At 70.7% G+C, this 25961-nt stretch carries 25 protein-coding genes, 1 tRNA gene and 1 pseudogene; 17 read left to right on the forward strand and 10 right to left on the reverse strand.

Annotated features, from left to right (window positions below):
- The 3 genes and pseudogenes from DN771_RS25890 to DN771_RS25900 all read left to right on the forward strand — a co-directional run.
- Window positions 1-341 (forward strand): annotated as a pseudogene (locus DN771_RS25890) (HNH endonuclease signature motif containing protein); the annotation flags it as partial.
- Between the two features lie 315 nt (window positions 342-656).
- Window positions 657-944 (forward strand): DUF3039 domain-containing protein, encoded by a 288-nt coding sequence (locus DN771_RS25895; RefSeq protein ID WP_162942417.1) that lies wholly within the window; start codon window positions 657-659, stop codon window positions 942-944.
- Entirely contained in the window at window positions 937-1449 is a 513-nt protein-coding gene (locus DN771_RS25900; RefSeq protein WP_117000473.1) for an NUDIX domain-containing protein, read from the forward strand. The genes DN771_RS25895 and DN771_RS25900 overlap by 8 nt, the downstream gene beginning before the upstream one ends.
- A 1-nt stretch (window position 1450) precedes the next feature.
- Here the strand turns inward: DN771_RS25900 and DN771_RS25905 are convergent, their stop codons facing one another.
- A complete protein-coding gene (locus DN771_RS25905; protein ID WP_227462485.1) occupies window positions 1451-2809 on the reverse strand; it encodes a M20/M25/M40 family metallo-hydrolase in 1359 nt (452 codons plus the stop codon).
- Between the two features lie 52 nt (window positions 2810-2861).
- Between DN771_RS25905 and DN771_RS25910 the strand changes: the two genes are divergently transcribed.
- From DN771_RS25910 to DN771_RS25920, 3 genes are read left to right on the forward strand one after another with little or no spacing between them, the layout of a single operon-like run.
- Window positions 2862-3404: a YbaK/EbsC family protein gene (locus DN771_RS25910; RefSeq protein WP_227462486.1), complete on the forward strand. Its 543-nt coding sequence runs from the start codon at window positions 2862-2864 to the stop codon at window positions 3402-3404.
- A gap of 14 nt (window positions 3405-3418) precedes the next feature.
- Window positions 3419-4390 carry a heme/hemin ABC transporter substrate-binding protein gene (locus tag DN771_RS25915; protein WP_162942418.1) on the forward strand — a complete coding sequence of 324 codons (972 nt, stop codon included), beginning with the start codon at window positions 3419-3421 and terminating at the stop codon, window positions 4388-4390.
- 25 nt (window positions 4391-4415) lie between these two features.
- Entirely contained in the window at window positions 4416-5366 is a 951-nt protein-coding gene (locus tag DN771_RS25920) for a fasciclin domain-containing protein (RefSeq protein WP_117000477.1), read from the forward strand.
- A 30-nt stretch (window positions 5367-5396) separates the two neighbouring features.
- Here DN771_RS25920 and DN771_RS25925 read toward each other — a convergent pair whose 3' ends face one another.
- Both DN771_RS25925 and DN771_RS25930 read right to left on the reverse strand, forming a co-directional pair.
- On the reverse strand, window positions 5397-6353 hold the full coding sequence (locus DN771_RS25925; RefSeq protein ID WP_117000478.1) for a lysophospholipid acyltransferase family protein: 957 nt from the start codon (window positions 6351-6353) through the stop codon (window positions 5397-5399).
- A gap of 6 nt (window positions 6354-6359) precedes the next feature.
- On the reverse strand, window positions 6360-7367 hold the full coding sequence (locus DN771_RS25930; protein WP_162942419.1) for an SGNH/GDSL hydrolase family protein: 1008 nt from the start codon (window positions 7365-7367) through the stop codon (window positions 6360-6362).
- Window positions 7368-7488: 121 nt separating this feature from the next.
- Between DN771_RS25930 and DN771_RS25935 the strand changes: the two genes are divergently transcribed.
- From DN771_RS25935 to upp, 6 genes are all read left to right on the forward strand, one after another.
- On the forward strand, window positions 7489-8715 hold the full coding sequence (locus DN771_RS25935) for a BMP family ABC transporter substrate-binding protein (protein WP_117000480.1): 1227 nt from the start codon (window positions 7489-7491) through the stop codon (window positions 8713-8715).
- Between the two features lie 131 nt (window positions 8716-8846).
- On the forward strand, window positions 8847-10421 hold the full coding sequence (locus DN771_RS25940; RefSeq protein WP_117000481.1) for an ABC transporter ATP-binding protein: 1575 nt from the start codon (window positions 8847-8849) through the stop codon (window positions 10419-10421).
- Window positions 10418-11572, forward strand: coding sequence for an ABC transporter permease (locus tag DN771_RS25945; protein ID WP_117000482.1), 1155 nt, complete (start codon window positions 10418-10420; stop codon window positions 11570-11572). The genes DN771_RS25940 and DN771_RS25945 overlap by 4 nt, the downstream gene beginning before the upstream one ends.
- Entirely contained in the window at window positions 11569-12909 is a 1341-nt protein-coding gene (locus tag DN771_RS25950; RefSeq protein WP_117000483.1) for an ABC transporter permease, read from the forward strand. Before DN771_RS25945 ends, DN771_RS25950 begins: the two co-directional genes overlap by 4 nt.
- Before the next feature lie 82 nt (window positions 12910-12991).
- Complete coding sequence (locus tag DN771_RS25955) at window positions 12992-14047, forward strand: adenosine deaminase (protein ID WP_193615418.1); 1056 nt, start codon at window positions 12992-12994, stop codon at window positions 14045-14047.
- Window positions 14048-14683: a uracil phosphoribosyltransferase gene (upp, locus tag DN771_RS25960; protein ID WP_117000485.1), complete on the forward strand. Its 636-nt coding sequence runs from the start codon at window positions 14048-14050 to the stop codon at window positions 14681-14683. It abuts the gene before it with no gap.
- On the opposite strand, the gene DN771_RS25965 is transcribed toward upp, so the two are convergent.
- Both DN771_RS25965 and DN771_RS25970 read right to left on the reverse strand, forming a co-directional pair.
- Window positions 14680-16278: a phospho-sugar mutase gene (locus DN771_RS25965; RefSeq protein ID WP_117000486.1), complete on the reverse strand. Its 1599-nt coding sequence runs from the start codon at window positions 16276-16278 to the stop codon at window positions 14680-14682. The two genes, upp and DN771_RS25965, sit on opposite strands and share 4 nt — an antisense overlap.
- The gene (locus tag DN771_RS25970; protein ID WP_193615419.1) at window positions 16275-17267 is read right to left on the reverse strand and encodes an adenosine kinase; all 993 of its coding nucleotides are present in this window, start codon (window positions 17265-17267) and stop codon (window positions 16275-16277) included. The genes DN771_RS25965 and DN771_RS25970 overlap by 4 nt, the downstream gene beginning before the upstream one ends.
- Before the next feature lie 79 nt (window positions 17268-17346).
- Here DN771_RS25970 and DN771_RS25975 point away from each other — a divergent pair, with 79 nt between their 5' ends.
- The 3 genes from DN771_RS25975 to DN771_RS25985 all read left to right on the forward strand — a co-directional run bounded on the left by DN771_RS25975 (window position 17347) and on the right by DN771_RS25985 (window position 22079).
- Window positions 17347-19896 (forward strand): M1 family metallopeptidase, encoded by a 2550-nt coding sequence (locus DN771_RS25975; protein ID WP_117000487.1) that lies wholly within the window; start codon window positions 17347-17349, stop codon window positions 19894-19896.
- Between the two features lie 43 nt (window positions 19897-19939).
- On the forward strand, window positions 19940-20890 hold the full coding sequence (locus DN771_RS25980; protein WP_162942420.1) for a hypothetical protein: 951 nt from the start codon (window positions 19940-19942) through the stop codon (window positions 20888-20890).
- 70 nt (window positions 20891-20960) lie between these two features.
- Window positions 20961-22079, forward strand: a complete 1119-nt coding sequence (locus DN771_RS25985; RefSeq protein ID WP_117000489.1) for a peptidoglycan-binding domain-containing protein — start codon at window positions 20961-20963, stop codon at window positions 22077-22079.
- Here DN771_RS25985 and DN771_RS25990 read toward each other — a convergent pair.
- Window positions 22076-22765 carry an alpha/beta fold hydrolase gene (locus DN771_RS25990; protein ID WP_117000490.1) on the reverse strand — a complete coding sequence of 230 codons (690 nt, stop codon included), beginning with the start codon at window positions 22763-22765 and terminating at the stop codon, window positions 22076-22078. The two genes, DN771_RS25985 and DN771_RS25990, sit on opposite strands and share 4 nt — an antisense overlap.
- 62 nt (window positions 22766-22827) lie before the next feature.
- On the opposite strand from DN771_RS25990, the gene DN771_RS25995 reads away from it, so the two are divergent.
- A complete protein-coding gene (locus DN771_RS25995) occupies window positions 22828-23091 on the forward strand; it encodes a DUF2510 domain-containing protein (RefSeq protein WP_162942421.1) in 264 nt (87 codons plus the stop codon).
- 36 nt (window positions 23092-23127) lie between these two features.
- Here DN771_RS25995 and DN771_RS26000 read toward each other — a convergent pair whose 3' ends face one another.
- A complete protein-coding gene (locus DN771_RS26000; protein WP_117000492.1) occupies window positions 23128-23355 on the reverse strand; it encodes a hypothetical protein in 228 nt (75 codons plus the stop codon).
- A 100-nt stretch (window positions 23356-23455) separates the two neighbouring features.
- On the opposite strand from DN771_RS26000, the gene DN771_RS29850 reads away from it, so the two are divergent.
- Complete coding sequence (locus DN771_RS29850) at window positions 23456-23752, forward strand: hypothetical protein (protein ID WP_162942422.1); 297 nt, start codon at window positions 23456-23458, stop codon at window positions 23750-23752.
- Between the two features lie 183 nt (window positions 23753-23935).
- Here DN771_RS29850 and DN771_RS26010 read toward each other — a convergent pair whose 3' ends face one another.
- The 3 genes from DN771_RS26010 to DN771_RS26020 form a co-directional block, all read right to left on the reverse strand.
- Window positions 23936-24355: a TroA family protein gene (locus tag DN771_RS26010; protein WP_162942423.1), complete on the reverse strand. Its 420-nt coding sequence runs from the start codon at window positions 24353-24355 to the stop codon at window positions 23936-23938.
- A gap of 121 nt (window positions 24356-24476) precedes the next feature.
- A tRNA-Ala gene (locus DN771_RS26015) sits at window positions 24477-24549 on the reverse strand.
- Between the two features lie 70 nt (window positions 24550-24619).
- Window positions 24620-25717, reverse strand: coding sequence for a hypothetical protein (locus DN771_RS26020; protein WP_117000494.1), 1098 nt, complete (start codon window positions 25715-25717; stop codon window positions 24620-24622).
- Window positions 25718-25961 lie beyond the last annotated feature (244 nt).

The following is a 25961-nucleotide window of genomic DNA, read 5'->3' on the forward strand; positions in this document are numbered from 1 at the left end:
GGCACGTGCGCCGCGTCGTCGTCGACGCCGCCGGGGTCGTCATCGACTTGGGCCGGCGCAGCCGGCTGTTCACCGGCACCGCCCGAGACGCCGCCATCCTCCAAGGTGTGTTGGATCGCAACGGACGATGTACCCATCCCGGTTGTGGCCGGGACTCGCACTGCCAGATCGACCACCTCACCGAATGGCAACACGGAGGCAGCACCGATCTCGTCAACGCCGGGATCGGATGCGGCCACCACAACCGCGTCAAATCCACCTCCGGCTTCTCGACGCGGCGCGACCCCCACGGCCACTGGCACACCTACCGCCCCGACCACACCGAAATCCGCGCCGCCTGACGGCGCCCACGCGGAGCCGGCCGGCGCGCCGGCCTGCGTGGCCGGGGAACGCAACCGCGAACAACGCGATCGGGTTCAGCGAGCGCAGCGAGCGTCCCGAGGTGCTCCGGGGTAGGCCGGCGGAGCGCTAGCGGAGCCGGCCGGCGCGCCGGCCTGCGTGGCCGGGGAACGCAGCCGCCAACAACGCGATCGGGTTCAGCGAGCGCAGCGAGCGTCCCGAGGTGCTCCGGGGTAGGCCGGCGGAGCGCTAGCGGAGCCGGCCGGCGCGCCGGCCTGCGTGGCCGGGGAACGCAACAGAAATGATTGACTGGAGGGGTGCCTGAGTTGGTGACCTCCCCCGTCGAGACCCGTCCCGATGTCGACGTCACACCCGACACCGATCAGCCCCATCACGCGCACATCGTGAAGGTGAAACCGGGCGAGTCGGCGACCGCCAAGGTGATGGAGGCGCGCATCTACGGCACGCCGGTCGAGGCGCTGTGCGGTTACGTGTGGATCCCGTCGCGCGACCCCAAGCAGCTGCCGATGTGCCAGGAGTGCAAGTCGGTGTACGACCTCTACAAGTCGTTCAACGACGGCTTGCGCGACACGCCCGGTGACTGAGCCGGTGCAGGTCGAGGGCCTGCGAATCCGTGAGGCCGTCCGGGCCGTGGTGATCGACACCGACGACAACGTGCTGCTCGTTCGGTGGCTGCTGCGGGAGATCAACCTCTGGGGCACGCCCGGCGGCGGGATGGAACCTGGTGAGCCGACCGAGGTCGCGCTACGCCGCGAGCTCGACGAGGAGCTCGGGATCGGCGCGACGGCGACGATCGGTCCGCAGATCTGGGAGCGCACGCACATCGTCCCGTTCATCGACGGGCAGTGGGACGGGCAGCACGATCGATTCTTCCTCGTCCGCACGCCACCGTTCGATCCGGCACCACAGCTCACCCGCGAACAGCTGGAGGCCGAGAACCTGATGCACATGCAGTGGTGGACGCCCGACGAGCTGGCCGCCTACCCCACGTCCGACACGGAGTTCTTCGCGCCCCGCCGCCTGCCGGAGCTCGTCGCCGACCTCGTCACGAACGGCCCGCCGCCGACGGTCATCGACACCGGCACCTGAATCACGCGCCGAAGTCGTCGATGACCCGGCGCCAGAACTGGGTGGTGAGGGCGAGCGATTCGACGTCGACGCGCTCGTTGTGGCCGTGGAAGCGGCGCCCGTACTCGGCGGCGTCGAGCGTGCGGCTGAAGAGGCCGGCGCCGTAGGCGATGGAGCCGAGGTCGCGGAACACGCGGGCGTCGGTGAAGCCGACGGCGAAGGACGGATGGAGCTGGGCGCCGGGGAACGGCACGGAGACGGCCCGCTGCATCGAGTCCCACAGCGGCGTGTCGGTGCGGCTCGCCGACGCCGGGTCGTTCATCAGCACGGTCACCTCGACGTCGTCGTAGAGATCGCCGAGCGCGGCACGGAGGTGGGCGTCCACCTCGTCGGCCGACTCGCCGGGCATCGTGCGCACGTCGACGTCGAGGTCGACCCGACCGGGGATGACGTTGGTCTTCATCACACTGCCCCCGACCATGTTGGGCGAGAACGTCGTGTGGGTGCAGGCGTGGAGATGGGCGGCCGCGGCACGGTTGGGGACGATGTCGAGCAGGTCGTCGATGGCGTGCTCGTCGAGCAGCGCCGTCCGGATGTCGTCGGGCACGTCCATGTGGCGAACCCGGTCGCGCCACAGTTCGTGGAACCGCGGCGCCGGGCGATAGTCGGCGAGACGCTGCACGATGGCCGCCGTCTTGACGAGAGCGTTGTCCGAGCGGAACGGCATCGAGCCGTGGCCCGGCGTCCCGGTGATCCGCAGCCGTCTCCAGGCGACGCCCTTCTCGGCAACGGTGACGCTGACGACGGGCGCATCGTCGCCGCCATCGTGGATGCCACCGTTCTCGGTGAGCACGTTGTCGACGGCGATGGCGTCACGATGGTGCTCGGCCACCCAGCGGGCGCCGTACGTGCTGCCGGCCTCCTCGTCGGCGACGGCGAAGTAGACGAGATCGCCGCGAGGACGCATACCACGGCGGACCGTGTCGCGGAAGGCGACGGCCATCGATGCGGTCAGGTTGAGCATGTCGACGGCGCCGCGCCCCCACACCTCGTCGACGCCGTCCGCGTTGGTGACCAGTTCGCCACCGAACGGATCGCGATCCCAACCGTCGGGGTCGACGGGGACGACGTCCGTGTGGCCCATCAGGCACAGGCTCGGCGCGTCCGGATCACGGCCTGCCAGCCGAGCGACGAACGAGGCCCGGCCGGGGACCGGTTCCCATCGCTCGATGTCCACGCCGGGAAGCTCGACGATGCTGAGCAGCGCGTCGGCGTTGCGCGACTCGCCCCCCGAATCCGGGGCACCGTCGTTGACGCATCGATTGCGGATCAACGCCTGGAGCAGTTCGACGGTCTCGGCGGTGAGGGCATCGTCCGGCACGTCGCCAGGGTAGATGCCCACGTGACGACCGGATGGAGGGCAGGATGGGCCGGTGAGCCACGACGACACGACCGATACGACCGACATGACGGACACGGCCGACATCGAGCAGCGGGTCCGTTCGGCAGCAGCCGCGTCTCGGACCGCGGGCGTCGAGGTCATCGAGTGCGACCCCGACCTCGCCGACACGGCCGCCTTCTGTGAGGCCTACGGCTACTCGCCGGAGGACTCGGCCAATGCCATCGTCGTGATCGGCAAGTCGGACCCGCCGACGTACGCGGTGTGCGTCGTGCTCGCCACGACGCGGCTCGACGTGAACCGCGTGGTGCGCAAGCGCCTCGGTACGAAGAAGGCGTCGTTCGCCGGGGCCGGCGACACCGAAGCCCTCACCGGGATGACGGTCGGGGGCGTCACACCGTTCGGCCTGCCGCCCGGGCTACCGCTGTGGATCGACGCCGCCGTCATGCACCGTGAGCGCATCGTCGTCGGCGGCGGCAGCCGCTCGTGCAAGGTGGTCGGCCCTCCCCAGATGCTGCTCGAGCTACCCGATGTCGAGGTGGTCGACAGCCTGGCCACCCCCGCCGGCGTGCAGTAAGCTCCCCGAACATTGTGCTGAAGGCAGCCATTACCTCCTCCGCCGGCCGCCGGCTCGCCACGATCGCAGCGGTCGCCGGGCTCGTCCTCGTCCAGGGCGCAGCGGCCGCCTCCAGCCCACCGACCGACGTGCCGGGGATCTCACCCGACGACATCGCCGAGTCCTTTCCTCCCGTCGACGACCCCAGCCGCATCGTGTCGGTCACCGGCGACCTCACCGAGGTCGTGTACGCGCTCGGGTTCGGGGAGCACGTGGTCGCCACCGATCTCTCGGCCACCTATCCGGACGAGGCTCAGGACACGCCGAAGATCGGCTACCAGCGTGCGCTCGACGCCGAGACGATCCTCGCCTACGAGCCGACCCTGGTGCTCACCGACGATCGGGCCGGACCGCTCGAGGTGTTCACGGCACTCGAGGCGGCCGGCGTCGACGTCGTGACCATCGAGCACCACGCCGACCTGCAGGCGCCGGCGTACAAGGTGCGGGCGGTCGCCTCAACGCTCGGCGTTCCCGACGACGGGGAACGACTCGTCGCCGACTTCGAGCGCGAGCTCGAGGCCGGCGTCGCCACCGCGACCGAGGGCGTGGCCGAGAACGGTCGACCGCTCGTCCTCGCCCTCTACCTGCGCGGCGAACGCGTGCAGTACGTGTTCGGGCGGGGCAGCGGGATCGACGCCGTGATCGAGGCGGCCGGCGGCCTCGACGTCGGCACCGAGCTCGGCGTCGACGACTTCGGCGAGCTCTCGACCGAGGCGATCATCGAGATCGCCCCCGACTTCATCATCGTCCCGTCGAACGGGCTCGAGTCCGTCGGCGGACTCGAGGGACTACTCGCCGTCCCCGGAATCGCCGAGACCCCTGCCGGCGCCGATCCCGATCACCGGATCCTGCAGTTCGAGACCCAGTACCTCTACGGCCTCGGACCCCGCACCGGACAGCTCGTCGCCGAGCTGGCCACGGCCATCCACCGTCCCACCGAATCCTGACCGTCAACCCCCACAGGAGCTCACCATGCGCACCCGCCTCACCTACGCCATCGCCGGTATCGCCGGCATCGTCGGCGTCGCCGCCTCCGCCGCACCGGCGTCGGCCGGCACCGCGCCCGACGAGGCGGCAGCCGTCGACTGCGCGGCGATCGCCGCCGGCCTCGAAGCGCCCGACATCACCACCTTCGTCGAGGCCGTCGACTCCTCGTCGGCGCAGCTGCTCGAGGCCGAGCCGCCGCTCACGCTCTTCATCCCGGTGAACACGGCGTTCGACGTCCTTCCCGACGGTGTGCTCGACGCGATCCTCGCCGACGAAGCGATGCTCACCACCCTGCTCGACTATCACCTGGTGCCGGGCCAGTCGCTGACCACCGCCGACCTCGCCGAGGCGGGATCGGTGGCGACGATCGGCGGGGACGCCATCGAATTCGCCCTCGACGGTGAGACCCTCGTGCTCAACGGGGGGCAGGCCAGCGTCATCTGTCCCGACATCGTCCTCGACGACGCCTCCGTGCAGGTGATCGACAGCATCCTGCAACCTCCGTCGTTGGCCGGCGGCGGTGGCGGGAGCAGCAGCAGCGTGCCCGGCAGCTCCACGCCGGGCAGCAGCGTGCCGGCCGGCGCCGCCTTCGATGCCGACCAACAGGCGGTCGCGACGGCGTGGGAGACCGTGACCGACTCGTCGCGGACGTTCGACGAGCAGGCCCCGTTCATCGAGAACGCCGAGGCGCTGCGGGCCACCATCGAGGGCTATCCGGCCGCCGCCGAGGTGGTCGGCGGGATCGCGTCCTCGGTCAAGAGCGTGACGATCGACGGCGACACCGCGTCGATCACGTACACGCTCGCGTTCAACGGCACCGAGCAGCCCTATGGCGAGCTTCCGGCCACGCTGATCAACGTCGACGGCAGCTGGATCGTGCCCCAGGACGAGTACTGCGGGTTCCAGAGCCAGGCACGCAACGACTGCCCGGCCTGACCCCCTGGGGCGCCGCTTGGGAGTCGGGCGCTACTCGAGCCAGGCGATGTCGTAGCTGGCCGACCACTGGTCCGGGTACTCCCGGACCAGTGCGGTCCAGCGATGGGCGAGGACCTGCAGGGTCTCGAGGTCACCGGCGGCACCGGAGCGTCGCGCCGGCGGCTCGAGGGGAGGGTCGACGATCGCCCGCCACTTGCGGGGGCCGAGGCGGACGATGGCGAATCCGACGATCGGCGACTGGTAGAGCCGGGCGAGCGTCACCGCCCCAGCCGGCAGTTCGGCCACGGTGTCGCAGAACTCCACCTTGTGGAGTCGCGGCTGGTCGCCGTTGGCGTCGTCGCTGAGCACGACGAGGGCCTCCCCCGCCTTGAGCAGGGCGCCGAGGCGGCTCACGGGCGCCGACCGGTAGACGATGTGCAGGCCGACCCCGTTGCGCATGTGCTGGATCGCCCACGCCAGCCAGTCGTCGGCGACGATGGCGGTGGCCGGCACCGGCAGCACCGCCTTGGGGATCACCGTCGCCAGCTCCCAGCCGCCGACGTGGAGGCCGGCGAGCACGACACCACGCCCCGTGGCCGCGGCGGCCTGGGCGTGTTCGATCCCGTCCAACTCGACCGCGGCGAGAAACTCGTCCGGCCGTCCGAGCGCCCACAGCAGGTCGGCCGACCGATGGGCCTCGTTGACCAGCTCACGCCGCACGGCCCGGCGGACCCGGCGATCACCGGCCGGCAGCCCGATGGCGTGGGAGAGGTTGGCCGCGAGGCGGCGGCGCTTGGCCGGACGCGCCGCCCATTCCAGATGACCGCCGACCGTCGCCAGACCGTGGGCCACCGGCGAGGGCGTTCGGGACCCGGCCCAGACGGCCCCGCTGATCACCTTGGCCAGCACCCGGGCGGCGACCGGACCTCGGCCGAATGGTGCGTCGGGTCGGGGCCGGCCGTCCGGCGCGAGCCGGAGACGGGCCAAGCGGCCGGACGCGCCGAGCATCCCCGCCTAGACCTCGGCCCCGAGGTCGCGTAGGGCGACCTCGACCTCGTCGAAGATCGCCAGGGCGAGGATCTCGGCACCGACCTCGTTGAGGTGGAACCCGTCGGCGGCGCGGATGTCCTTGGCCTTGCCGTCGCGCGGGTCGGGCACGTACTCGGCCCAGTTGCCGTTGGCTCCCGCGAACATGTCCCACGTGTCGACGAACACGACCCCGTCGCGCTCGGCCACGACGGCGCGGACCGCCTGGTCCTGCACCTTCATCGCCGCCGTCTGGTCGGGGTTCGACGAGTTCGGGATGCCGACCCAGATCACGCGGCGCCCACCCTCGAGCATCATGTCGAGCACCTCGTTCACGCGCCGCGAGTACTCCTCGGTCCACTCCTCCGTGTTGTTCACCGGGTCGCCGACGACCCAGTCGATCGAGCAGCCCTCGCGGCCGCTCTCGCAGCGCTCCGACAGTCCCTGACCGTCGTTGCCGCCCCAGCTGGCGATCACGATGTCGGGATCGTGGGCGGCGAGGGCGTCGCCGAGGTGGGCCACCCAGTCGTAGTGGTCGGGACGGGCGAGACCGGTGGCGGCCTTGAACTCGAGCGTGACCTCGGTCAGGTCGCCGAGCGTGTCGTCGGCGTCGAGGATGTTCCGCAGGTACGGACCGAACGTGCCGGCATCCGAGTCGCCGACCACGAGGATCCGCGCCGGGTCCTCGTCGGTCGGGGTGCCGACCGGCTCGTCGGCCACGGTCACTGGCAACGTGGTCGGCGCCACGGTCGGCGCCAAGGCCACCGCCACGCTGGTGGACGACGCCGGGGCCGTCGACAGCTCGGGCTCACCGCCCGAGGCCTCACCATCGGTCAGCGTGCCCACCACGCGGATGCCGCCGTAGATCAGCAGGCCGAACGCCGCGAGCACGGCGAAGCGGCGAACGAGATACCGCCGCTCGCTCACCGGGCGGCGGACCGGTCCGGACCGCCTGCCCCGCTCATCATCCTCCCACCCCGCAGCAGACGTGCCCATCGCCGCTGTATGGTACGCAGTGCTGTGCGCCGAGCGAATGCACCGCACGCGGGCACTGGCTGGAACGTCCGCTCCAATCCTGCCCTGACCGAACGACCACACGAACCCAAAAGGGGGACCCATGAGGAGCAAGCCTGCGCTTGCCTTGGCCGCGACGGTTGTGACCGCCGGCCTCACCACCAGCGCTGCGGTGTCGGCGACGACCGCGCCCCCCGGCTCCGAGGCGGCCGAGGGCTCGGCTGCTGCCGAGGGCAGCAGCTCCTACATCACGCTCGAGGACGCCTGCGCCAGCTACGAGGGCCTCCAGGCCCCCGACGGCTTCCGCGTGAATCTCGTCACCGACATCGGCAAGGTCGACGACGGCACGTTCAACCAGTTCGCGTACGACGGCATGACCGCGGCCAACGAGTGCTTCGGTATCGAGGACACGAGCTTCATCGAGACCGTGGCCCAGTCCGACTACGCGTCGAACATCGCCACGTCGCTCGAGAGCAACCCGAACGTCGTCGTCACCGTCGGCTTCTTGCTCACCGACGACACCAAGGCGGCCGCCGAGGCCAACCCCGACGTCAGCTTCATCGGCGTCGACCAATACCTCGACGAATACCCGGCGAACATGGCCGGCGAGCAGTTCGCCGAGGACCAGGCCGGCTACCTCGCCGGCGTCATCGCCGCCTCGCTGAGCCAGAGCGGCGTCATCGGCGTCGTCGGCGGTCTCGAGACCGTCCCGCCCGTCGTCAAGCTCGTCAACGGCTACACCGTCGGCGCGCAGTCGGTCAATCCCGACATCACCGTGCTGTCGGTGTACAGCGACAGCTTCACCGACCCGGCCTCGGGTGCGTCCACCGCCAACCAGTTCATCGGTGAGGGCGCCGACGTCATCTTCGGCGCCGGCGGCCAGACCGGCTCGGGTGGCGTCTCCGCGGCCGCTGAGCAGGGCGTCTGGGGCATCGGCGTCGACCAGGACGAGTACTTCACGACGTTCGCCGGCGGTACCGCGGCGGGCTCGGAGTACCTCGCCAGCTCGGCCGTCAAGCGCGTCGACCTGTCGACGTTCCAGCTGATCGCCGCCGCCGTCGCCGGCGAGTTCGAGGGCGGCCTGTACGTGGGCGACGCCTCCAACAACCAGATCGCCTTCGCCCCGGCCCATGACGCCGACGTCCCCGCCGAGGTCACGGCCGCGGCCGAGGCGGCGCTCGCCGGTCTCGCCGACGGCTCGATCACCACGGGCATCTGCGCCATCGACGGCCTGTTCATCGGCGAGGGCTCGGCCTGCGACGGCGGCGCCGCTGAGGGGAGCGAGGCCCCGGCCGAGGGCAGCGAGGCCCCGGCCACCACCGGAGCCTGACCCCGGTCCTATCCCACTGATCCGGAGGGGGTCGGCCACACTGGCCGACCCCCTCCGCCGCGTCTACGATGCCGCAGATGCAGGCGGCCAGGGGTGGGAACGCAACGACATGAGCCACTCATGAACCTCTCATGAACCATGCACCTCCCGTGTTGGAGCTCCGCGGGATCACCAAGGTCTTCCCCGGGGTCGTCGCCAACAAGGACGTCGACTTCATCCTCCGTGAGGGTGAGATCCACTGCCTCCTCGGGGAGAACGGCGCCGGCAAGAGCACGCTGATGAACGTCGTGTTCGGCCTCTACCAGCCGACCGAGGGCGAGATGCTCGTGCGCGGCGAGCCGGTGCAGTTCAATGGCGCCGACGACGCCATCGCCCGGGGCATCGGCATGGTCCACCAGCACTTCCAGCTGATCCCGGTGTTCACCGTGGCCGAGAACGTCGTGCTCGGCAGCGAGATCCGCCGGGCCGGCCTCCTCGACATGCGGGCGGCGCGCCGGCAGATCCGCGAGCTCGGCACCCGGTACGGCCTGCACGTCGACCCCGACGCCAAGGTGGGCGACCTGTCCGTCGGCGAGCAGCAGCGGGTCGAGCTCGTGAAGGCGCTCTACCGGCGCGCCGACATCCTCATCCTCGACGAGCCGACGGCCGTGCTCACCCCCGGCGAGGTCGACGAGTTCTTCGGCGTCGTCCGCAGCCTCGTCGACCAGGGCAAGTCGATCGTCTTCATCACCCACAAGCTCCGTGAGGTGCTCGCCGTCGCCGACCACATCACCGTGCTGCGCAACGGCCGCGTGGCCGGAGAGGCCGATCCGGAAACGGCCACCCAGCAGTCGCTCGCCAACTTGATGGTGGGACGCGACGTCGTGTTCCGCGTCGACAAGCCGCCCGCTCGACCCGGTGACGTCGCCCTGTCGGTGCGGGGGCTGCGAGTGCTCGACGACCGCGGCGTCCAGACGGTGAACGACTTCTCCGTCGACGTGAAGCGCGGCGAGGTGTTCGGCATCGCGGGCGTCGAGGGCAACGGGCAGCGCGAGCTCGTCGAGGCGCTCACCGGGATGCGCGTCAAGGCGGGCGGGACGGTCACGATCGCCGGCCGCGACGCCACCAAGATGTCGCCCAAGCAGGTGTCCGAGCTGGGCACCGCCCACATCCCCGAAGACCGCGCCAAGCACGGCCTCGTCGGGTCCTACTCGATCGCCGACAACATCGTGCTCAACCGCTTCGACAGGGCCCCGTTCGCCCGCCGCGGGGTCCGCGACCGCGACGCCATCGACGAGGAGGCCCGCCGCGTCGTGGCCGCCTTCGACGTGCGCACGCCGGGCATCGACGTCGCCGCCAGCACGCTCTCGGGTGGCAACCAGCAGAAGCTGGTCATCGGCCGCGAGCTCGCCGACAACGTCGAGGTCCTCTTCGTCGCCCAGCCGACCCGCGGGTTGGACGTCGGCTCGATCGAGTTCATCCACCGCGAGATCATCGCCTTGCGTGACCGCGGCGCCGCCGTGTTCCTCGTCTCGGCCGAGCTCGACGAGATCATGTCGCTGGCCGACCGCATCGGCGTGATGTACCGCGGCCGCATCGTCGGCGAGTTCGACGGCGCCACGGCGACCCGCGACGAGCTCGGCTATCTCATGGCCACCGGACACCAGCCCGACGACGAACCGGAGTCGGGAACCGCGCTTGCCGGCGCCTCGGAGGCGATGTCGTGAACAGCCCCGCTCCGCGCACGCAGCGCGTCGACCTCATGCGCCACGTGCGGACCTGGTGGGACATCCAGCCCGTCATCGTCCCGTTGCTGGCCGTCTTGCTCTCCTTCGTCGTCGGTGGCGTGCTCATCGCCATCGTCGGCGTCAACCCGTTCGACGCCTACTGGGCGCTGCTGCGGGGCATGTTCGGGTCGGGCACCCGCGTCGCCGGCTCCCTGGCCAAGTCGGTGCCCTACATCGGATCGGCCCTGGCCCTCGCCTTCGCCATGCGGGCGGGCCTGTTCAACATCGGCGCCGAGGGTCAACTCCTGGTGGGCGGCCTCGCCGCCGCATGGGCCGGCACGTGGGCGTTCATGTACGACGTGCCGTCGATCGTGGCCGTGCCCATCATCGTGCTGGCCGGGTTCATCGGGGGCGCCGCATGGGGCAGTGTCCCAGGCGTGCTGCGCGCCAAGACCGGCGCCCACGAGGTGATCACGACGATCATGCTGAACTGGATCGCCCTGTTCGGGTCGCGCTGGATCGCCGAGTCGCGCGACCCGGTCGTCCTGCTCGACGCGGGTGCGTCGGTGCCCCGCACCAAACCGATCTCCACCACCGCCTACCTCCCCCGGTTCGTGTCCAGCAACCCGCCGCTCCACGCCGGGATCTTCGTCCTCGTGATCGCCGCCATCGTGGTGTGGTGGGTGCTCCGTCGCACGACGTTCGGCTTCTCGACCATCACGACGGGGACGAACCCCAATGCTGCCCACTACGCCGGCATCAACGTCAACCGCATGATGATCATGGCCATGGTCATCGCCGGTGGCTGCGCCGGCCTCTCCGGAGCGTCGGAAGTGGCCGGGACCAACCACTTCTTCCAGCCCGGCACGTTCGCGGGCATGGGCTTCGACGGCATCGCCATCGCCATGCTGGCCCGCGCCAACCCGCTCGCCATCATCCCGTCGGCGTTCCTGTGGGGTGCCCTGCGCGCCGGGGCGCCGCTGATGCAACAGGAGGCGGGCGTGTCCATCGACGTCGTACGCATCATCCAGGCGATGGTGCTGTTGTTCGTCGCCGCCGACGCCATCGTCCGGTGGGTGTTCCGCGTTCGGTCGGAACGGGCGACCGGTGGCGCTCCCGAAGTGGCGACGTCGGGACTGGGGTCGGCATGAGCGATCTGGCCATCTCGTCCCTCCCGAGCGTCTCCCCCGACGAGTCGTCCGACACTCGCGTCCGCCTGGCGTTCGGCCGCCCTCAGGTGCTCGGCCTGGTGTTCGTCGTCATCGGCGCCCTGATCGCCTTCGCCATCGCCCCCAACCTGATCGACGAGCAGCGCACGTTCGCGTTCGAACCGCCGCCTGATCCCCTCACGTTCTCGTTCCAGCCCCAGACCTTCGTGGCCGTCATCGGCTGGATCTGGATCGCCGCCGGAGTGCTGTCGCTCGCGCCGCTCGGCATCACCGTCCCCCGCCGGTTCACCACCATCGTCCAGTCGGTGGCCGGCCTGACGGCGCTGCCGCTCGTGGTCGCCCTCGGCCTCGCCCTGTCGTCGTCGCCGATGACGAACGTGACCAACCTCCTCGACGAGTCGCTGTTCCTCGCCACCCCGTTCATCCTCGGCTCGATGACCGGGCTGTGGTGCGAGCGTTCGGGCATCGTCAACATCGGCATCGAGGGTCAGATGCTCGCGGCGGCCGGCATCGGCTACATGTCCTACGCGGTCATCGCCGAAGCCTCCGGCACGACGTGGCTCTGGCTCGGCATCCTGATCGCCGTGCTCGCAGGCGGCGTCACGGCGCTCCTCCACGCCCTGCTGACCGTGACGTTCCAGATCAACCAGATCGTCTCCGGCGTGGTGATCAACCTGCTGGCGCTGGGCCTCACCGGGTTTCTCCGCTCCCAGGTGATCGTGCCGAGCGGGTTCAGCAGCGGGCAGTCGACGTCCGACATCGCCATTCCCCAGCTCTCCCACATCCCCATCGTCGGGCCGACACTCTTCACCGGCCGCCCGATCGGGTTCATGGCCTACGGGATCGTGTTCCTCACGTGGCTCGTGCTCTACCGCACGCCGTGGGGTCTGCGCGTCCGCGCCTGTGGCGAGCACCCCCACGCCGCCGAAACGGTCGGCATCAACGTCGTCAAGATGCGTTACCAGGCGGTCGTCGTCGGCGGTCTGATCGCCGGGCTCGGCGGAGCGTGGTTCTCGATGGAGTCGCAGTCCGGCTTCGAGGACAACATGACGAACTCCGCCGGGTTCATCGCCCTCGCCGCCCTGATCATCGGCAAGTGGAACCCGTGGGGAGCACTCGCCGCGTCGATCCTGTTCGGCTTCACCCGGGCCCTCGGCTCACGCCTGCAGTTCCTCAAGGTGTCCATCGGGGACTTCGGGATCCCGAGCGAGTTCTTCCAGGCGCTCCCGTTCATGGTGACCCTCGTCGTCGTCGCCGGCGCCCTCGGCCGGGCGATCGCCCCCGCCGCCGAGGGTCAGCCGTACCGTCCGTCCAAGTAGCGGGCGCCGGCGCCGCCCGCCCTCGCCCGCCTCTACGCTGTCGCCCGTGCTGCCACCCGAACCGCTCGACTTCTACCGGCGCATGCCCAAGGCCCTGCTCCACGACCACCTCGACGGTGGGCTGCGCCCGGCCACGGTGGTCGAGCTGGCCAGCGAGTTCGGCTACCACGACCTGCCGACGACCGACGTCGGCGAGTTGGCCGCGTGGTTCAACCGCGGCGCCAAGCGCAACGATCTCGTGCTCTACCTCGAGACGTTCGCCCACACCGTCGGGGTGATGCAGCACCGCGACGCCATCGAGCGGGTCGCCTACGAGTGCGCCCAGGACCTGGCGGCCGACGGCGTGGTCTACGCCGAGGTCCGCATGGCTCCCGAGCTGTGCACCGAGGCCGGCCTGACCCTCGACGAGGTGATGCAGGCGATCCTCGACGGTTTCGAGCGCGGGTCGGCCGGCACCGACCTGACGATCTACGCCATCGCCACGGCGATGCGCACGGCGGCCCGCAGCCTTGAGATCGCCGAGCTCGCCGTCCGCTTCCGCGACGCCGGTGTGGTCGGCTTCGACATCGCCGGCGCCGAGGCCGGCTACCCGCCCACGCGCCATCTCGACGCCTTCCAGTACGTGATGCGGGAGAACTTCCACACCACGATCCACGCCGGTGAGGCCTTCGGGCTGCCGAGCATCTGGGAGGCCGTTCAATGGTGCGGCGCCGAGCGCCTCGGCCACGGTGTGCGCATCGTCGACGACATCACCGGCGAGCCCGGGGCCGAACAGCTCGGCCGCCTCGCCGCCTACATCCGCGACACCCGCATCCCGCTCGAGCTGTGCCCGACGTCGAACGTCAACACCGGCGTGTGTGCCTCGATCGCCGAGCACCCGATCGGCATGCTCCGGCGGCTGCGGTTCCGGGTCACGGTCAACACCGACAACCGTCTGATGAGCGACACCTCGATGTCGAACGAGTTCGCCCAGCTCGCCGACGCGTTCGGGTGGGGCATCGACGACTTCGAGTGGATCACGATCAACACCGTGAAGAGCGCCTTCGCCCCGTTCCCCGAGCGACTGCGCATCATCAACGCCCTCGTCAAGCCCCGCTACGCCCTGCTGTCCGCCGAGAAGTCCCTAGGAGCGCTGTAAATGGCCGTCACCGTCACCGTTGTCGAACACCCGGTGGTGGCCGACGCCCTCGCCCGCATCCGCGACGTCTCCACCCCGAACGCCTTGTTCCGCCAGAACCTCGAGCGGATCGGCAGCCTGCTGCTGGTGCGGGCCACCGAGGACCTCCCCACCGTGACCGGCGAGGTGCAGACCCCCCTCACCACGGCTCCGGCGCGGCGGCTCGCCGTGCAACCCGTGGTCGTCCCGATCCTGCGGGCCGGGCTGGGATTCGTCCACGCCGCCCAGGAACTGCTTCCCGACGCCGACGTCGGCTTCATCGGGATCAGCCGCGACGAGGAGACGTTCCAGCCCAAGCCCTACGTCAACAAGCTCCCCGAGTCGCTCGACGGCCGGCCCGTCATCGTGATCGACCCGATGCTCGCCACCGGCGGCTCCCTCGTCCACACGCTCGAGATCCTCGTCGAGCGCGGCGCCCCGCAGCCGTTGCTGGCCGTGTGTGCGCTCTGCGCACCCGAAGGGATCGAGCGACTCGACCAGGCGTCGCTCGACGTCCACGTCGTCACGGCCGCCGTCGACGAGCGGCTCAACGACCAGGCGTTCATCGTGCCCGGTCTCGGCGACGCCGGCGACCGGCAGTTCGGCCCGCCGGCCTAGTGGGTCAACAGTCCGGCGAGGGCCTCGAGGTACGGGCCGGGGTCGGCCCCGACGGCCTCGCCGTAGAACTTCACCTTGGGCTCGGTGCCGCTGGGGCGCACCTGCACGCGGATGCCGCCGGCCAGATCGAAGCGAAGGAGATCGGCGTCGGGGAACGAGGCAACGTCTTCGACCTTGGCCCCGCCGATCTCCGACGGCGGGGAGACCTGCAGCGCCTTCACCGCCGCCGCGGCGGCCGCCGGATCCATACGGACCGACAGGTCGCGGATCACGTGGCGACCGAAACGCTCCTCGATCGCGTCGAGCCGAGCCTGCAGCGTGGACCCTTCCGATGCGGCGACCGCCGCGATCTCGGCGAGCAGCACGGCCGCGGACACGCCGTCCTTGTCGAGCGGTCGCGGCGCGACGAGGTAGCCGAGTGCCTGCTCATAGCCGACCACGAAGTTCCACTCCGGGTGATCGAGGATCGTCCGACCGATCCACTTGAAGCCGGTGAACGTCTCGGCGAAGTGCACCCCGGCGGCTGCGGCCATCTTCCCGAGCAGCGCCGAGGACACCAGCGTGGTGATGACCAACCGGTCGTCGCCGTCGGTGTGCTCGAGGAGGTAGTCGGCGAACAGCCAGCCGATCTCGTCACCGCCGAGGCGGCGCCACGACCCGTCGGGCTGGGGGATCGCCGCCCCCAGCCGATCGGCATCGGGATCGTTGGCGATGGCCACCTTGGCGTCGTTGGCCGCGGCGAGCGCCATCAGCAGGTCCATCGCTCCCGGCTCCTCGGGATTCGGGAACGCCACGGTGGGGAAGTCGGGATCGGGATCGTATTGCTCGGCCACCACCAGGGGCCGCGCGAACCCGGCGGCTTCGAAGGCACGGCCGACGGTCTCGCCGCCCACGCCGTGCATCGGGGTGTAAGCGACGACCACGCCGGGCACCTCGGGGCGCTTGCGGACGGCTGGGACGGCGGCGATGTAGGCGTCGACGACGTCGTGGCCCAGGCGCGTGATGAGGGGGTCGTCCTCGGCTGACAGCTCGACGGTGGTCGGATCGACGCGGTCGATCTCGGCCGAGATGCCGGTGTCGTGGGGCGGCACGATCTGCGGGCCGTCGCCGAGGTAAACCTTGTAGCCGTTGTCGGCCGGCGGGTTGTGCGACGCGGTGACCATCACGCCCGCCGCGCCGTCGAGCTCGGTGAGCGACCAGGCGAGGACTGGTGTCGGGAGGGGCCCGGGCAGCAGCTTGGACGGGATGCCGGCCGCCGCCATCACCCTCGCCGTGTCGAGCGCGAACACGTCGCTCTTGTGCCGGGCGTCGAAACCGATGACCACACCCCGCTCGACCGCCCTCTTGTCCGTGGCCAGGAGGTAGGCGGCGAGCCCCGCCGCGGCCTGCCGGACCACGAGGCGGTTCATCCGCAGCGGGCCGGCGCCGATGGCGGCGCGCAGGCCGGCGGTGCCGAAGTGCAGGCGCCCGGCGAAGCGTTGCTCCAGCTCGGCGCGTGGCCCGTCGACGAGCCGCTGCAGCTCGGCGCGGACGTCCTCGTCCGGCTCGGCCGCCAGCCACTTGATCGCCGTGTCGAACGGGCTCAACGCGCTCATCGGATCAGCGTACGCAGCTCGACGAGTGGCCGCGGGCCGACGTGGCTGATCACCTCCGAAGCAGCGATCGCCCCCAACTCGGCACAGCGCTCGAGCGACTCGCCGGTGGTCAGGCCGTACAGGAACCCGGCGGCGTAGAGGTCGCCCGCTCCGGTGGTGTCGAGCACCCGGTCCACGGGCTCGGCGGCCACCTTCACGACGTCGTCGCGGGTCACCACGTAGGAACCCTCGGCACCGACCGTGATCGCCGCCAGGTCGCACTCGGTGCGCACGATCTCCATCGCCGCGTGCAGGTCGTCGACCTCGTACAGCGACACGATCTCGTCGTCGTTGCCGAACAGGACGTCGACCTGGTCGCGCACCAACGCCCGGAAGTCGGCGCGATGGCGGTCGACACAGAACGAGTCCGACAGGGTGAGCGACACCTTGCGGCCGTTGGCGTGGGCCACCTCGGCCGCCCGCCGGAACGCCGCCTTGGCATCGTCACGGTCGAACAGATAGCCCTCCATGTAGAGCACCTCGCCGTCGGCGATCGTCGCCTCGTCGAGGTCCTCGGTGCGCAGCAGGCTCGACACGCCGAGATACGTGTTCATCGTGCGCTGGGCGTCGGGCGTCACGACGATGATGCACCGGCCGGTCGGCACCGACTCCGAGGGCTCACCCGGGCGGAACGCCACGCCGACGGCGTGCAGGTCGTGACCGAACACGTCACCGAGCTCGTCGGCGCTGACCTTGCCGATGTAGGCCGCCCGGCCGCCGAGGCTGGCGACGCCGCACATCGTGTTGGCGGCCGACCCGCCGCTCATCTCCACGGCGGTCCCGAGCGCTCGGTACAGCTCGACGGCCCGCTCCGTCTCGATGAGGGCCATCGACCCCTTCACCAACTCGAACTTGGCGAGGAAGTCGTCGGGCGCGTGGCTGATGACATCGACGAGGGCGTTGCCGATGCCAACGACTTGGTAGCGCGCCGGCGCGCGTCCGTCAGACACGTCCCGGGACGCTATCTGGTCGGACTCCCCCGCTACGCAGGCCGCCACGGGGCCCTCGTTCCAATACGATCCTCGGGCGATGAGTGAAGTCGCCACCCCCGCCGACCCGTATCGCCTCGACAAGAACGTCGTGCCCGAGCGGTACGACGTGGTCCTCACCCCCGACCTGGACGCGGCCACCTTCAGCGGCTTCGTCGCCATCACGGTGGCCGTCGCCGAGCCGACCGACACGATCGTGCTCAACGCGATCGAGCTCGACATCCGATCCGCCACGATCGGCGGCGCCCCTGTGCAGTGGTCGCTCGACGAGGCCACCGAACGCCTCACCCTCGTGGCCGCCGAACCCGTCCCGGCCGGCCCCGCCACGATCGACATCGCCTTCGACGGCATCCTCAACGACAAGCTGCGCGGCTTCTACCGCAGCACGTTCGTCGACGGCGACGGCGACGAACGGGTGATCGCCACCACCCAGATGCAGGCCACCGACTGCCGCCGGGCGTTCCCGTGCTGGGACGAACCCGAGTTCAAGGCGGTGTTCGGCATCACGCTGATCGTCGATCCCGACCTGTTCGCCGTGTCCAACGGACCCGAGGTCGAGCGCAGCGCGGTGCAGGACGGACCGGACGCCGGCAAGGTGAAGATCCGCTTCGCCGACACGATGGTGATGAGCACGTACCTCGTCGCCTTCGTCGTCGGCCCGCTCGAAGCCACCGATCCCGTCGACGTCGACGGCGTCCCGCTGCGCGTCGTCCACGTGCCCGGCAAGGCCCACCTCACCGGCTTCGGTCTGCAGATCGGCGCCTTCGCCCTGCGCTGGTTCCAGGAGTACTACGGCGTCCCGTACCCGAGCGACAAGGTCGATCTCTTGGCGCTCCCCGACTTCGCCGCCGGCGCCATGGAGAACCTCGGCTGCATCACCTTCCGCGAGAGCGTGTTGCTGGTCGACCCCGACACGGCCACCCACAGCGAGCAGGAGACCGTCGCCGACGTCGTGGCCCACGAGCTGGCCCACATGTGGTTCGGCGACCTCGTCACGATGCGCTGGTGGAACGGCATCTGGCTCAACGAGGCGTTCGCCACGTTCATGGAGATCGCCGCGTGCGACGCCTTCCGTCCGGAGTGGAAGCGCTGGACCACGTTCGGCCTCGAGCGCTCGATGGCGTTCGAGACCGACTCGCTCACGAGCACCCGCCCCGTCGAGTTCGAGGTCAAGTCGCCCGCCGACGCCGACGGCATGTTCGACGTGCTCACGTACCAGAAGGGCGGCGCCCTGCTGCGCATGCTCGAGCAGTACCTCGGGGCCGAGACCTTCCGCGCTGGGGTCGCCCACTACCTGCGCATCCACTCCTACGGGAACACCGAGACCGGCGATCTGTGGGACGCCATCGAGAGCCAGAGTGACAAACCGGTCCGGGAGTTGATGGACTCGTGGATCTGGCAGCCCGGCTACCCGCTGGTGTCGGCCCGACTCGACGGCGCCGACCTGGTCCTCACCCAGCAGCGCTTCGCGTTCGGCGAGTCCCTGGACGACAGCTCCGTCGCCAACACGTGGCTGATCCCCGTGAACGTCCGCACCGGTTCGTCGTCGCAATGGGTGCTGCTCGACGCCGAATCGACCCGCGTCACACTCGACGACCCGGCCGCGCCGATCGTCGTCAACGCCGGGGGCCACGGTTTCTACCGGGTCGCCTACTCGGACGAGTTGCTTGGGCGGCTGGCCGGAAGGGCCCTCGCCGAGCTCGACACGCTCGAGCGCTACAACCTCGTGGACGACGCATGGAGCTCGGTCGTCGCCGGCCGCCTCGCCGCGGCCGACTTCCTCCGCTTCGTCGAAGGCTTCGCCGACGAGCGCGACGCTGCCGTGTGGCAGGCGATCCTCGTCGGCCTGCGCGGCACGGGCCGGTTGCTCGGCGACGACGACTTCGGCCGCTACCAGGCGCGCGTCGCCGCTCTCCTGCGTCCCGTGGTGGCCGACCTCGGCGACCCGGTCGACGGCGAATCCGATCTCGTCGGCAAGCTGCGGGGCTCGCTCGTGGCCGCCCTCGCCATCCTCGGCGGCGACGCCGACACGATCGCCCGCGCCCGGGCGATCTACGACGCCAGCACCACCGACCCGGCCGGGGTCGATCCCGAGCTCGTCGCGGCCGCCACGTCGGTCGTGGCGGCGTCCGGCGGCATCGACGACTACGAGCGCCTCCTCGACGGCTTCAAGAACGCGGCGACGCCGCAGGACTCGCTGCGCCACCTCTACGCCCTGGCCGAGTTCGACGACGAGGAACTGGTCCTGCGCACCTGCGAGCTCTGCATGAGCGGCGAGGTGAAGACGCAGAACGCCCCGTTCGTTCTGCGCTTCTGCATCGCCAACCGCCGGCACGGCGCCGCGGCCTGGCGATTCGTGCGCCAGCACTGGGGCGACGCCAACGCCGCATTCCCCAACAACACCATCGTGCGGATGGTCGACTCGGTGAAGCTGCTCACCGAGGAGACGGTGGTCGCCGACGTCCAGTCGTTCTTTGCCGAGCACCCGATTCCCCAAGGAGCCAAGACGCTCGATCAGATCCTCGAGCGCCAGCGGGTCAACGCCGCCCTTCGTGCCAGGGAGTCGGCTGCCCTCGCCGCCGAGCTCTGACGCGATCCCGGCGCCGCCCGGGTGATCACTACCATCGCGGTGCATGAACCGCCGAACTGCTGCGGTCGTGGTCTCGATCGCCCTCGCCGCATGCACCACCACGATCTCGGCCGCGGTGGGCGCCACTCCGCCTCCGCCCGCGCCCTCGAGCGCGGCGCCCACGACGGTGCCGGTGACCGGTCTTCCGCCGACCACCGAGGCCGTCGACACCTCCTTCCTCCGGGGGGAGGCCGAGGCGCAGTTCTTGGCCGCGAACGGCGGCGCCACTCAGGTTGCGTGTGCCGTCCCGCCCGCGGACGAACCCGGTGTGCTGTTCAACTGCTACGCCGTGGGCGGCGACGGCAGTCTGATCGCGGCGGTCGCAACGATGAACGACGACGGCGGGATCGAGTTCGACCCGCTCGACGCGGCAACGGCCGATGCCGGTGGCGCCACCACCACGGCGGCCCCCACGGTCACGTCGGGAACGGGCAGCGCCGTGGTGGCCGTCAGGCCGCCAACGGGACCGTCGATCGTGACGATCTCCCACGACGGCGCCGGCGGGTTCGCCGTCCAACCGCAGAACGCAGGCGCCCCGATCGGCTCGCCGTTCGCCGTGGCGACCGGCGCGGTCAGCGGCGACCACCTGGTCGTGTTCACCTCGCCGGTGACGGACTTCGCGGTCACGGCCGACGGCGCCTGGACGATCGAGGTTGCCGCGGCGTCCACCGCAGCGCCATTCCCTGTCGACGTGACCACGACCGGTGAGGCACCCGTGGTCCTCGCTCTCCCCGACGGCGGCGAGCTGCCGGTGTCGGTCGAGTACCAGGGCAGCGGGCCGATCGTCATCTCCACGTTCACGGCCGCCGGCCTCCAGGTCGTCCTCGACGAGGCCGGTCCCTTCACCGGCGAGGCGGTGCTGCCGTCCGGTCCGGGGTACGTCGGCATCGACGCCAACGGCCCGTGGACCGTGCGGCCGCTCGCGTCCCAACCCGACTCGACGGCCGTCGGCTGACCCCGCCCTCGTCGCCCGGTGACGAATCGTTACGATCTGAGACCATGCACGGCCGCGGACTGACGCTTCGATGAGCCCCACCGATCCGCCGCTCACCCCTGGCGGCACCGACGACCCCGAGGAGCCGTCCTGGGAGCGGACCAGCGAGCTGCCGATCGTCCCTCCTGACGCGCCCCTCCCCGACTCCGAGCCGGTGACACCGCCGCCGGATGACGCCGCGAGCGATCCCGCCGACGTCCCGACCGCCGCTGTCGAGGCGACCGGCGGCGACGACGGCGGGCTGCCGCCGACCGACGTACTTCCTGGGACCGGTGGCGGCGACGATGGAGGCGATGGCGATGGCGACGGCGACGGCGACGACGCCTCGTTGACCGACCTGTCGCTCACCCAGCAGCTCGCCCGGCGCCGGGTGTCGCATCGCCGCTACGTGATGCGGCGCATCATGGTCGTCGGCGCGCTGCTCCTCGTCGTCGGGGCGGCGGTGACGGCGATCGTGCTGCTCGCGTCGGGAGACGGCGACGGCGATGACCAGACCGCCGGGTCGGTCCCGGACACGGCCCAGGTCACCGAGCCGGTGGCCGCGCCGACGTCCACCAAGCCCCGACCGGCGTCCACGACGACGGTCCCGCCGACGACGGCAACCACGAGACCCGCCCGGACGACCACCGTGGCGCCGGCAGTGGTCGATCCGACCGACCCCGAGGCGACCGAGGCCGCGGTCACCGAGCCGGAGGCGACCGAGCCCGAGGTCACCGAGCCGGAGGCGACCGAGCCGGAGGCGACCGAGCCCGAGGCGACCGAGCCCGAGGCGACCGAGCCCGAGGCGACCGACGCCGAGCCCACCGATGTCCCGGCATCATCGGCGCCGGCCACCACCGAGCCCGTCGAGATCGTCTACGACCTCACCATCGAGCCCGACTGCGAGATGCAGGGCGGGGCCAAGGTCGACCAGGGGGGCGAGGACGTCGAGTGTCTCGAGGAACGGCTGATGCAGATCACCGACGATGCCCTCGACCTCGAGGTGGACCGGGTGTTCGACGACCGGACCGATGCGGCGGTCCGGGCCTTCCAGGAGTTCTTCGAGCTCAAGGTCGACGGCATCGTCGGCCGCGAGACGGCGTCGAAGCTCGGGATCTGGCCCGGTTCCTGGCCGCCCGACACCACGCCCGAGACGACGACCGCCGACTAGGCCGCGCCGACGAACCTCAGCACGGCGTCGACGAAGTCGAACGACTCGGTCGTGGCGAAGTGGTCGACGTTGCGCAGCGTCGTGACCGTCGCGTTCGGGAATCGCTCGGCGAGCGGCTCGGCGGGACCGGAGAAGTCACGGTCGCCGATGACGATCAGTACCGGGCAGGTGACCACCGACAGGTCGACCTCGCCCAGCGGCGCCGCGGCAGGGCGGCGCATGACGGCGGTCAGCGCGGCGAGGTCGTTGCCGGGCTGCTCGGCGTACTGCCGGAACAGGCGGCCCGTGGCATCGAGGTCTCCGAGGGCGTCGGCGGGAGCCTCGAGCGCCCTGATGATCCGCTCGTGACCGTCGGGATCGGGCGTGAGCGTGCCGCCGCCGATACCGGCCAGCACCAGGCGTTCGAAGCGGTCGGGGTGCTCGGCAGCCAAGCGGGCGAGCGTGATGGCCCCGAGCGAGAACCCGACCGCGGCGCACGGCGCCTCCGGCAGGGCGTCGAGGATGCGGTCCCCGAGCGACCCGTAGGCGGCCGGATCGGTGGGCTTCGGTGCCGTGCCGTGGCCGAGCAGGTCGACGCCGATCACCCGCTTGCCCGCCTCCTCGAGCAGCATCGTGAAGCCGGTGGACTCCCACGTCGTCGCGAAGGAGCCGCCCCATCCGTGTACCAGCACCACATCATCAGCCATCGAGTCAGTCTGGCCGTCGCGCTGGCCCAGGATCGAGCCGCGGGCGTGGCATCATTCGGGCCGTGATGCCAGGCCAGTGGCTGGACGACCCGACGAGGCGCTATCGCAAGCGATGGCACGACGGCACCGCGTGGACGGAGTTCGTCACCGACGACGGGCCGGCGTCGATCGATCCGATCGGGGCCCCACCGCCACCTCCGCCGTCCCAACCCTGGGCGTACGGCCAGCCGGGCACCTACCCGACCTACGCGGGCGCCCCGCCACTCGGCTACATCGGCGTGGCGATCCTGGCGATCGCCGTCGTCGCCCTCGCCGCCGACGGCTGATCGCCGCAGTCGGCACTGCGCCTCCCGCGTCCTCCGTCAGCAGGGGGTTGCCGCTCCGTTGCTCGAGATCGGCTGTCCGGCCGCCGTCGTTCCGACGGCCCGGAAGATCCAACCGGGCTCCGTGAAGTTGCAGCGGCCGATCACGACCGAGTCGGAGACCGACCCGGACCCCGGAAGCGGTCCGTAGAACAACACGTATCGGGGAGCGCTGATCTCCACGATGCTGCCACCCAGCAGCCCGGACGCGAAGACGTCCAGGACCACGCAGCCCTCTACCGCATCCAGCGGGCAGAGCCCCTCCCTCGCACCCACGGCACGTGACTCCAGGACGAGTGTGGGCGGCAGCGGCGCCACCGTTGTCGAGGTGCTCGATGTCGTCGATGTCGACGATGTCGTTGATGTCGTCGATGTCGTCGATGTCGTCGATGTCGTCGTCGACGTGGACGTCGTCGTCGAGGATGTGGACGTGGTCGGCACGGTCGTGTCGCCGACCGTTGTCGCCGGGTCGGTCGAGGCAGGAACCGTCGCCGGTTCGGCCGACGTACTCGGCGCGACCGTCGTCGGTGGCGAACAGTTTGTCGCCGCCTCGACCGCACCCGGCACCAGGACCGCGGGGATCGAGACGGCAGCCACCATGACGGCCGCAGCACGAGGGGCGTGACGACGCATCGCCAGGACCAACGTCGACCCCACCACGATCAAGGCGACCGCGACCAACAGGATGGCGAGGCCGCTCTGGCCCGTCACCGGCAGCTGACAATTCACGTCGGCCCCTTCCCACCGATCCGGCACCCATCACCGGACTCCAATGACGACCGTAACACCCGCCCGCCAGGCCGATCGATCAGCTCACGATCTCGGCGATCTGCGGGACGAGCTGATCCAGCAGGTAGGGCACCGAGAGCACGGTGTTGTAGGTGAGTGCTCCACGGGTGTCGGTGTCGGGGATCACCATGCGCCCGTCCGCGACGGCCGGGACGGCCTGGAGCACGGGGTCGTTGGCGACGAACTCGCGCGCGTCGGGCTGGTCGGCGAGCATGATGATCACGTCGGCGTCGAGGAGGGTCGCCTGCTCCACCCCGAGGAACAGGTCGGGATCCAGCGAGGCGATGTACTCGATGTTCGGCTCTCCCTCCAACACCTCCGGCACGTCGCCGTCGATCATCGACATCGCCCACGGGCCGAGCCGCGTCTCGAAGAACGTGAAGCCGGTCAGCGCGATCGGCGTCACGCCGAGGGCGAGGGCGACGTCGGCGTCGGTCACCCCGAGCGAGACCACCCGCTCCGGGGCGTACCGTAACGCTGGGGCATCGAGGGGTCCGCCACGCGAAACAGGGGCCGCTCCGAACTGGTCGGAAATGGCCCCTGATCAGGTCTTTCGGTTGTGGAGCTGAGGGGAATCGAACCCCTGGCCTCGACAGTGCGATTGTCGCGCTCTACCAACTGAGCTACAGCCCCGAGAGACGGTGAGTGTACCGGTCACCCGCCGGCGCACGACGCGCGAAACGCCGGCCGTGCGTGACGTCGGTCAGCCGGCCTGCGAGTAGTCGTAGCCACCGCGGCTCTGCTGCCGCCGACGCTGCACGGGGTGCTGACCCGTGGCGTGACGGCCGTTGCGCACCGCGGTCCCGCGGGTGATCTCACGGCCGGGCTGCTCGCGACCGAACGGATCCCGAGGATCACGTGGCGTGGGCATGGCGTATGGATCGCGGGCCGCTTGCGGACGGGTCGCTCGGCCGTAGGAGATCCGGCCCGACTCGCCGCTACCCGGAATGGGCGCGGAGCCGCCGCTCGCGGAGCGGGGCTGCGTCGGCCGCGCCACCGGTCGCGTCGCCGCCTGGGGGGCGGGCCGGCGGCGGGGCTCCTCGTAGGCGCCGTCGTCGTAGTCGTAGTCGTAGCGGGGCTCGTCGTCGTAGTAGTCCTCGGCCGGGCGCCAGTCACGCACCAGGGGATCACGGGGCGCCGCCTGGCGGCGCTGCTGCGGCGTGTAGCGCTGGACACGCTGACGGGGCATCCCCGCCGCCCCGGCCTCGCGCTGCTGCAGCGACACGAGCAGGTACACGTAGCCACCGAGCGCGATCATGCCGGCGGCGAACAGGAGCACCATCGCCTTGGAGTCGGTGGTGACGGCGAGGAAGCCGCCGCACAGCGTGGTGAGGATGAGCATGAACAGCACGTTGGCCCGGCGCCGCTTCACGTCGCCCATGGCGCTGCCGGTCGCCGGGCGGCGCATCGGGCCGCTCGGGTCGTACGCGTCGCGACCGGATCGGGTGCCGTGTGTGCGGGACCGCAGCGAGGCGTCCTGCATGCGCTGGTTGTCGGCGCGAGAACCACGGGCGGAGGGGCCGTAGCTGTTCTGACCGCGAGGGCTGGAGGACCGGGCAGGTCCCCGCTGCGCCGGACGGCCGCCGGCTGCCGGCCGGCTCAGCGACGAGGGAGCGAGCGAACGACCCATCGAGCGCACGGCGACGCCGCGCGTGGGCATGGCTCGCTGCAGGCTGGAGAGCTGGTCGCGGAAGTCGCTGACGGACGAGTTCGGTCGGTTCTCGGCTCGGTTGCGCAGGAGCGGCGGCAGGAGAACGGCCGCCCAGGCAGCTGCGACAACGATGAGTATGACCTGTCCCATTTAGTGACGCCCTGTGCTGGTCATGGCGCAGGTCCGCAGCTGCGCCTCGCGAACGAGAGTGGTGTCGGCTGCCGGACCCGCTGTCGCCGCCCTGTCGACCGCACCCAGCGTGCGGCGGGGCAGACGGCAGTCATGTCGTTCTGCAACCATCGTTACGATTCTACGACGTTTCGACATGGAGAGGCAACAATCGCGGAGGTTGCCCCTGGTCAGCGCCGTCGCAGCCCGACTTGCATTCATTCCG

The sequence above is a fragment of the Desertimonas flava genome, assembly GCF_003426815.1.
In the GTDB taxonomy this organism is placed as follows: domain Bacteria; phylum Actinomycetota; class Acidimicrobiia; order Acidimicrobiales; family Ilumatobacteraceae; genus Desertimonas; species Desertimonas flava.

Bases quoted from the DNA above. Each gene is read 5' to 3' on its own strand.
- upp (WP_117000485.1), top strand. From the start codon at position 14,048: ATGGCCGTCACCGTCACCGTTGTCGAACACCCGGTGGTGGCCGACGCC.
- DN771_RS25975 (WP_117000487.1), top strand. From the start codon at position 17,347: ATGAGTGAAGTCGCCACCCCCGCCGACCCGTATCGCCTCGACAAGAAC.
- DN771_RS25985 (WP_117000489.1), top strand. From the start codon at position 20,961: ATGAGCCCCACCGATCCGCCGCTCACCCCTGGCGGCACCGACGACCCC.
- DN771_RS25930 (WP_162942419.1), bottom strand. From the start codon at position 7,367: ATGGGCACGTCTGCTGCGGGGTGGGAGGATGATGAGCGGGGCAGGCGG.
- DN771_RS25955 (WP_193615418.1), top strand. From the start codon at position 12,992: ATGCCCAAGGCCCTGCTCCACGACCACCTCGACGGTGGGCTGCGCCCG.
- DN771_RS26020 (WP_117000494.1), bottom strand. From the start codon at position 25,717: ATGGGACAGGTCATACTCATCGTTGTCGCAGCTGCCTGGGCGGCCGTT.
- DN771_RS25920 (WP_117000477.1), top strand. From the start codon at position 4,416: ATGCGCACCCGCCTCACCTACGCCATCGCCGGTATCGCCGGCATCGTC.
- DN771_RS25980 (WP_162942420.1), top strand. From the start codon at position 19,940: ATGAACCGCCGAACTGCTGCGGTCGTGGTCTCGATCGCCCTCGCCGCA.
- DN771_RS25990 (WP_117000490.1), bottom strand. From the start codon at position 22,765: ATGGCTGATGATGTGGTGCTGGTACACGGATGGGGCGGCTCCTTCGCG.
- DN771_RS25935 (WP_117000480.1), top strand. From the start codon at position 7,489: ATGAGGAGCAAGCCTGCGCTTGCCTTGGCCGCGACGGTTGTGACCGCC.
- DN771_RS25940 (WP_117000481.1), top strand. From the start codon at position 8,847: ATGAACCATGCACCTCCCGTGTTGGAGCTCCGCGGGATCACCAAGGTC.
- DN771_RS25950 (WP_117000483.1), top strand. From the start codon at position 11,569: ATGAGCGATCTGGCCATCTCGTCCCTCCCGAGCGTCTCCCCCGACGAG.
- DN771_RS25925 (WP_117000478.1), bottom strand. From the start codon at position 6,353: ATGCTCGGCGCGTCCGGCCGCTTGGCCCGTCTCCGGCTCGCGCCGGAC.
- DN771_RS25965 (WP_117000486.1), bottom strand. From the start codon at position 16,278: ATGAGCGCGTTGAGCCCGTTCGACACGGCGATCAAGTGGCTGGCGGCC.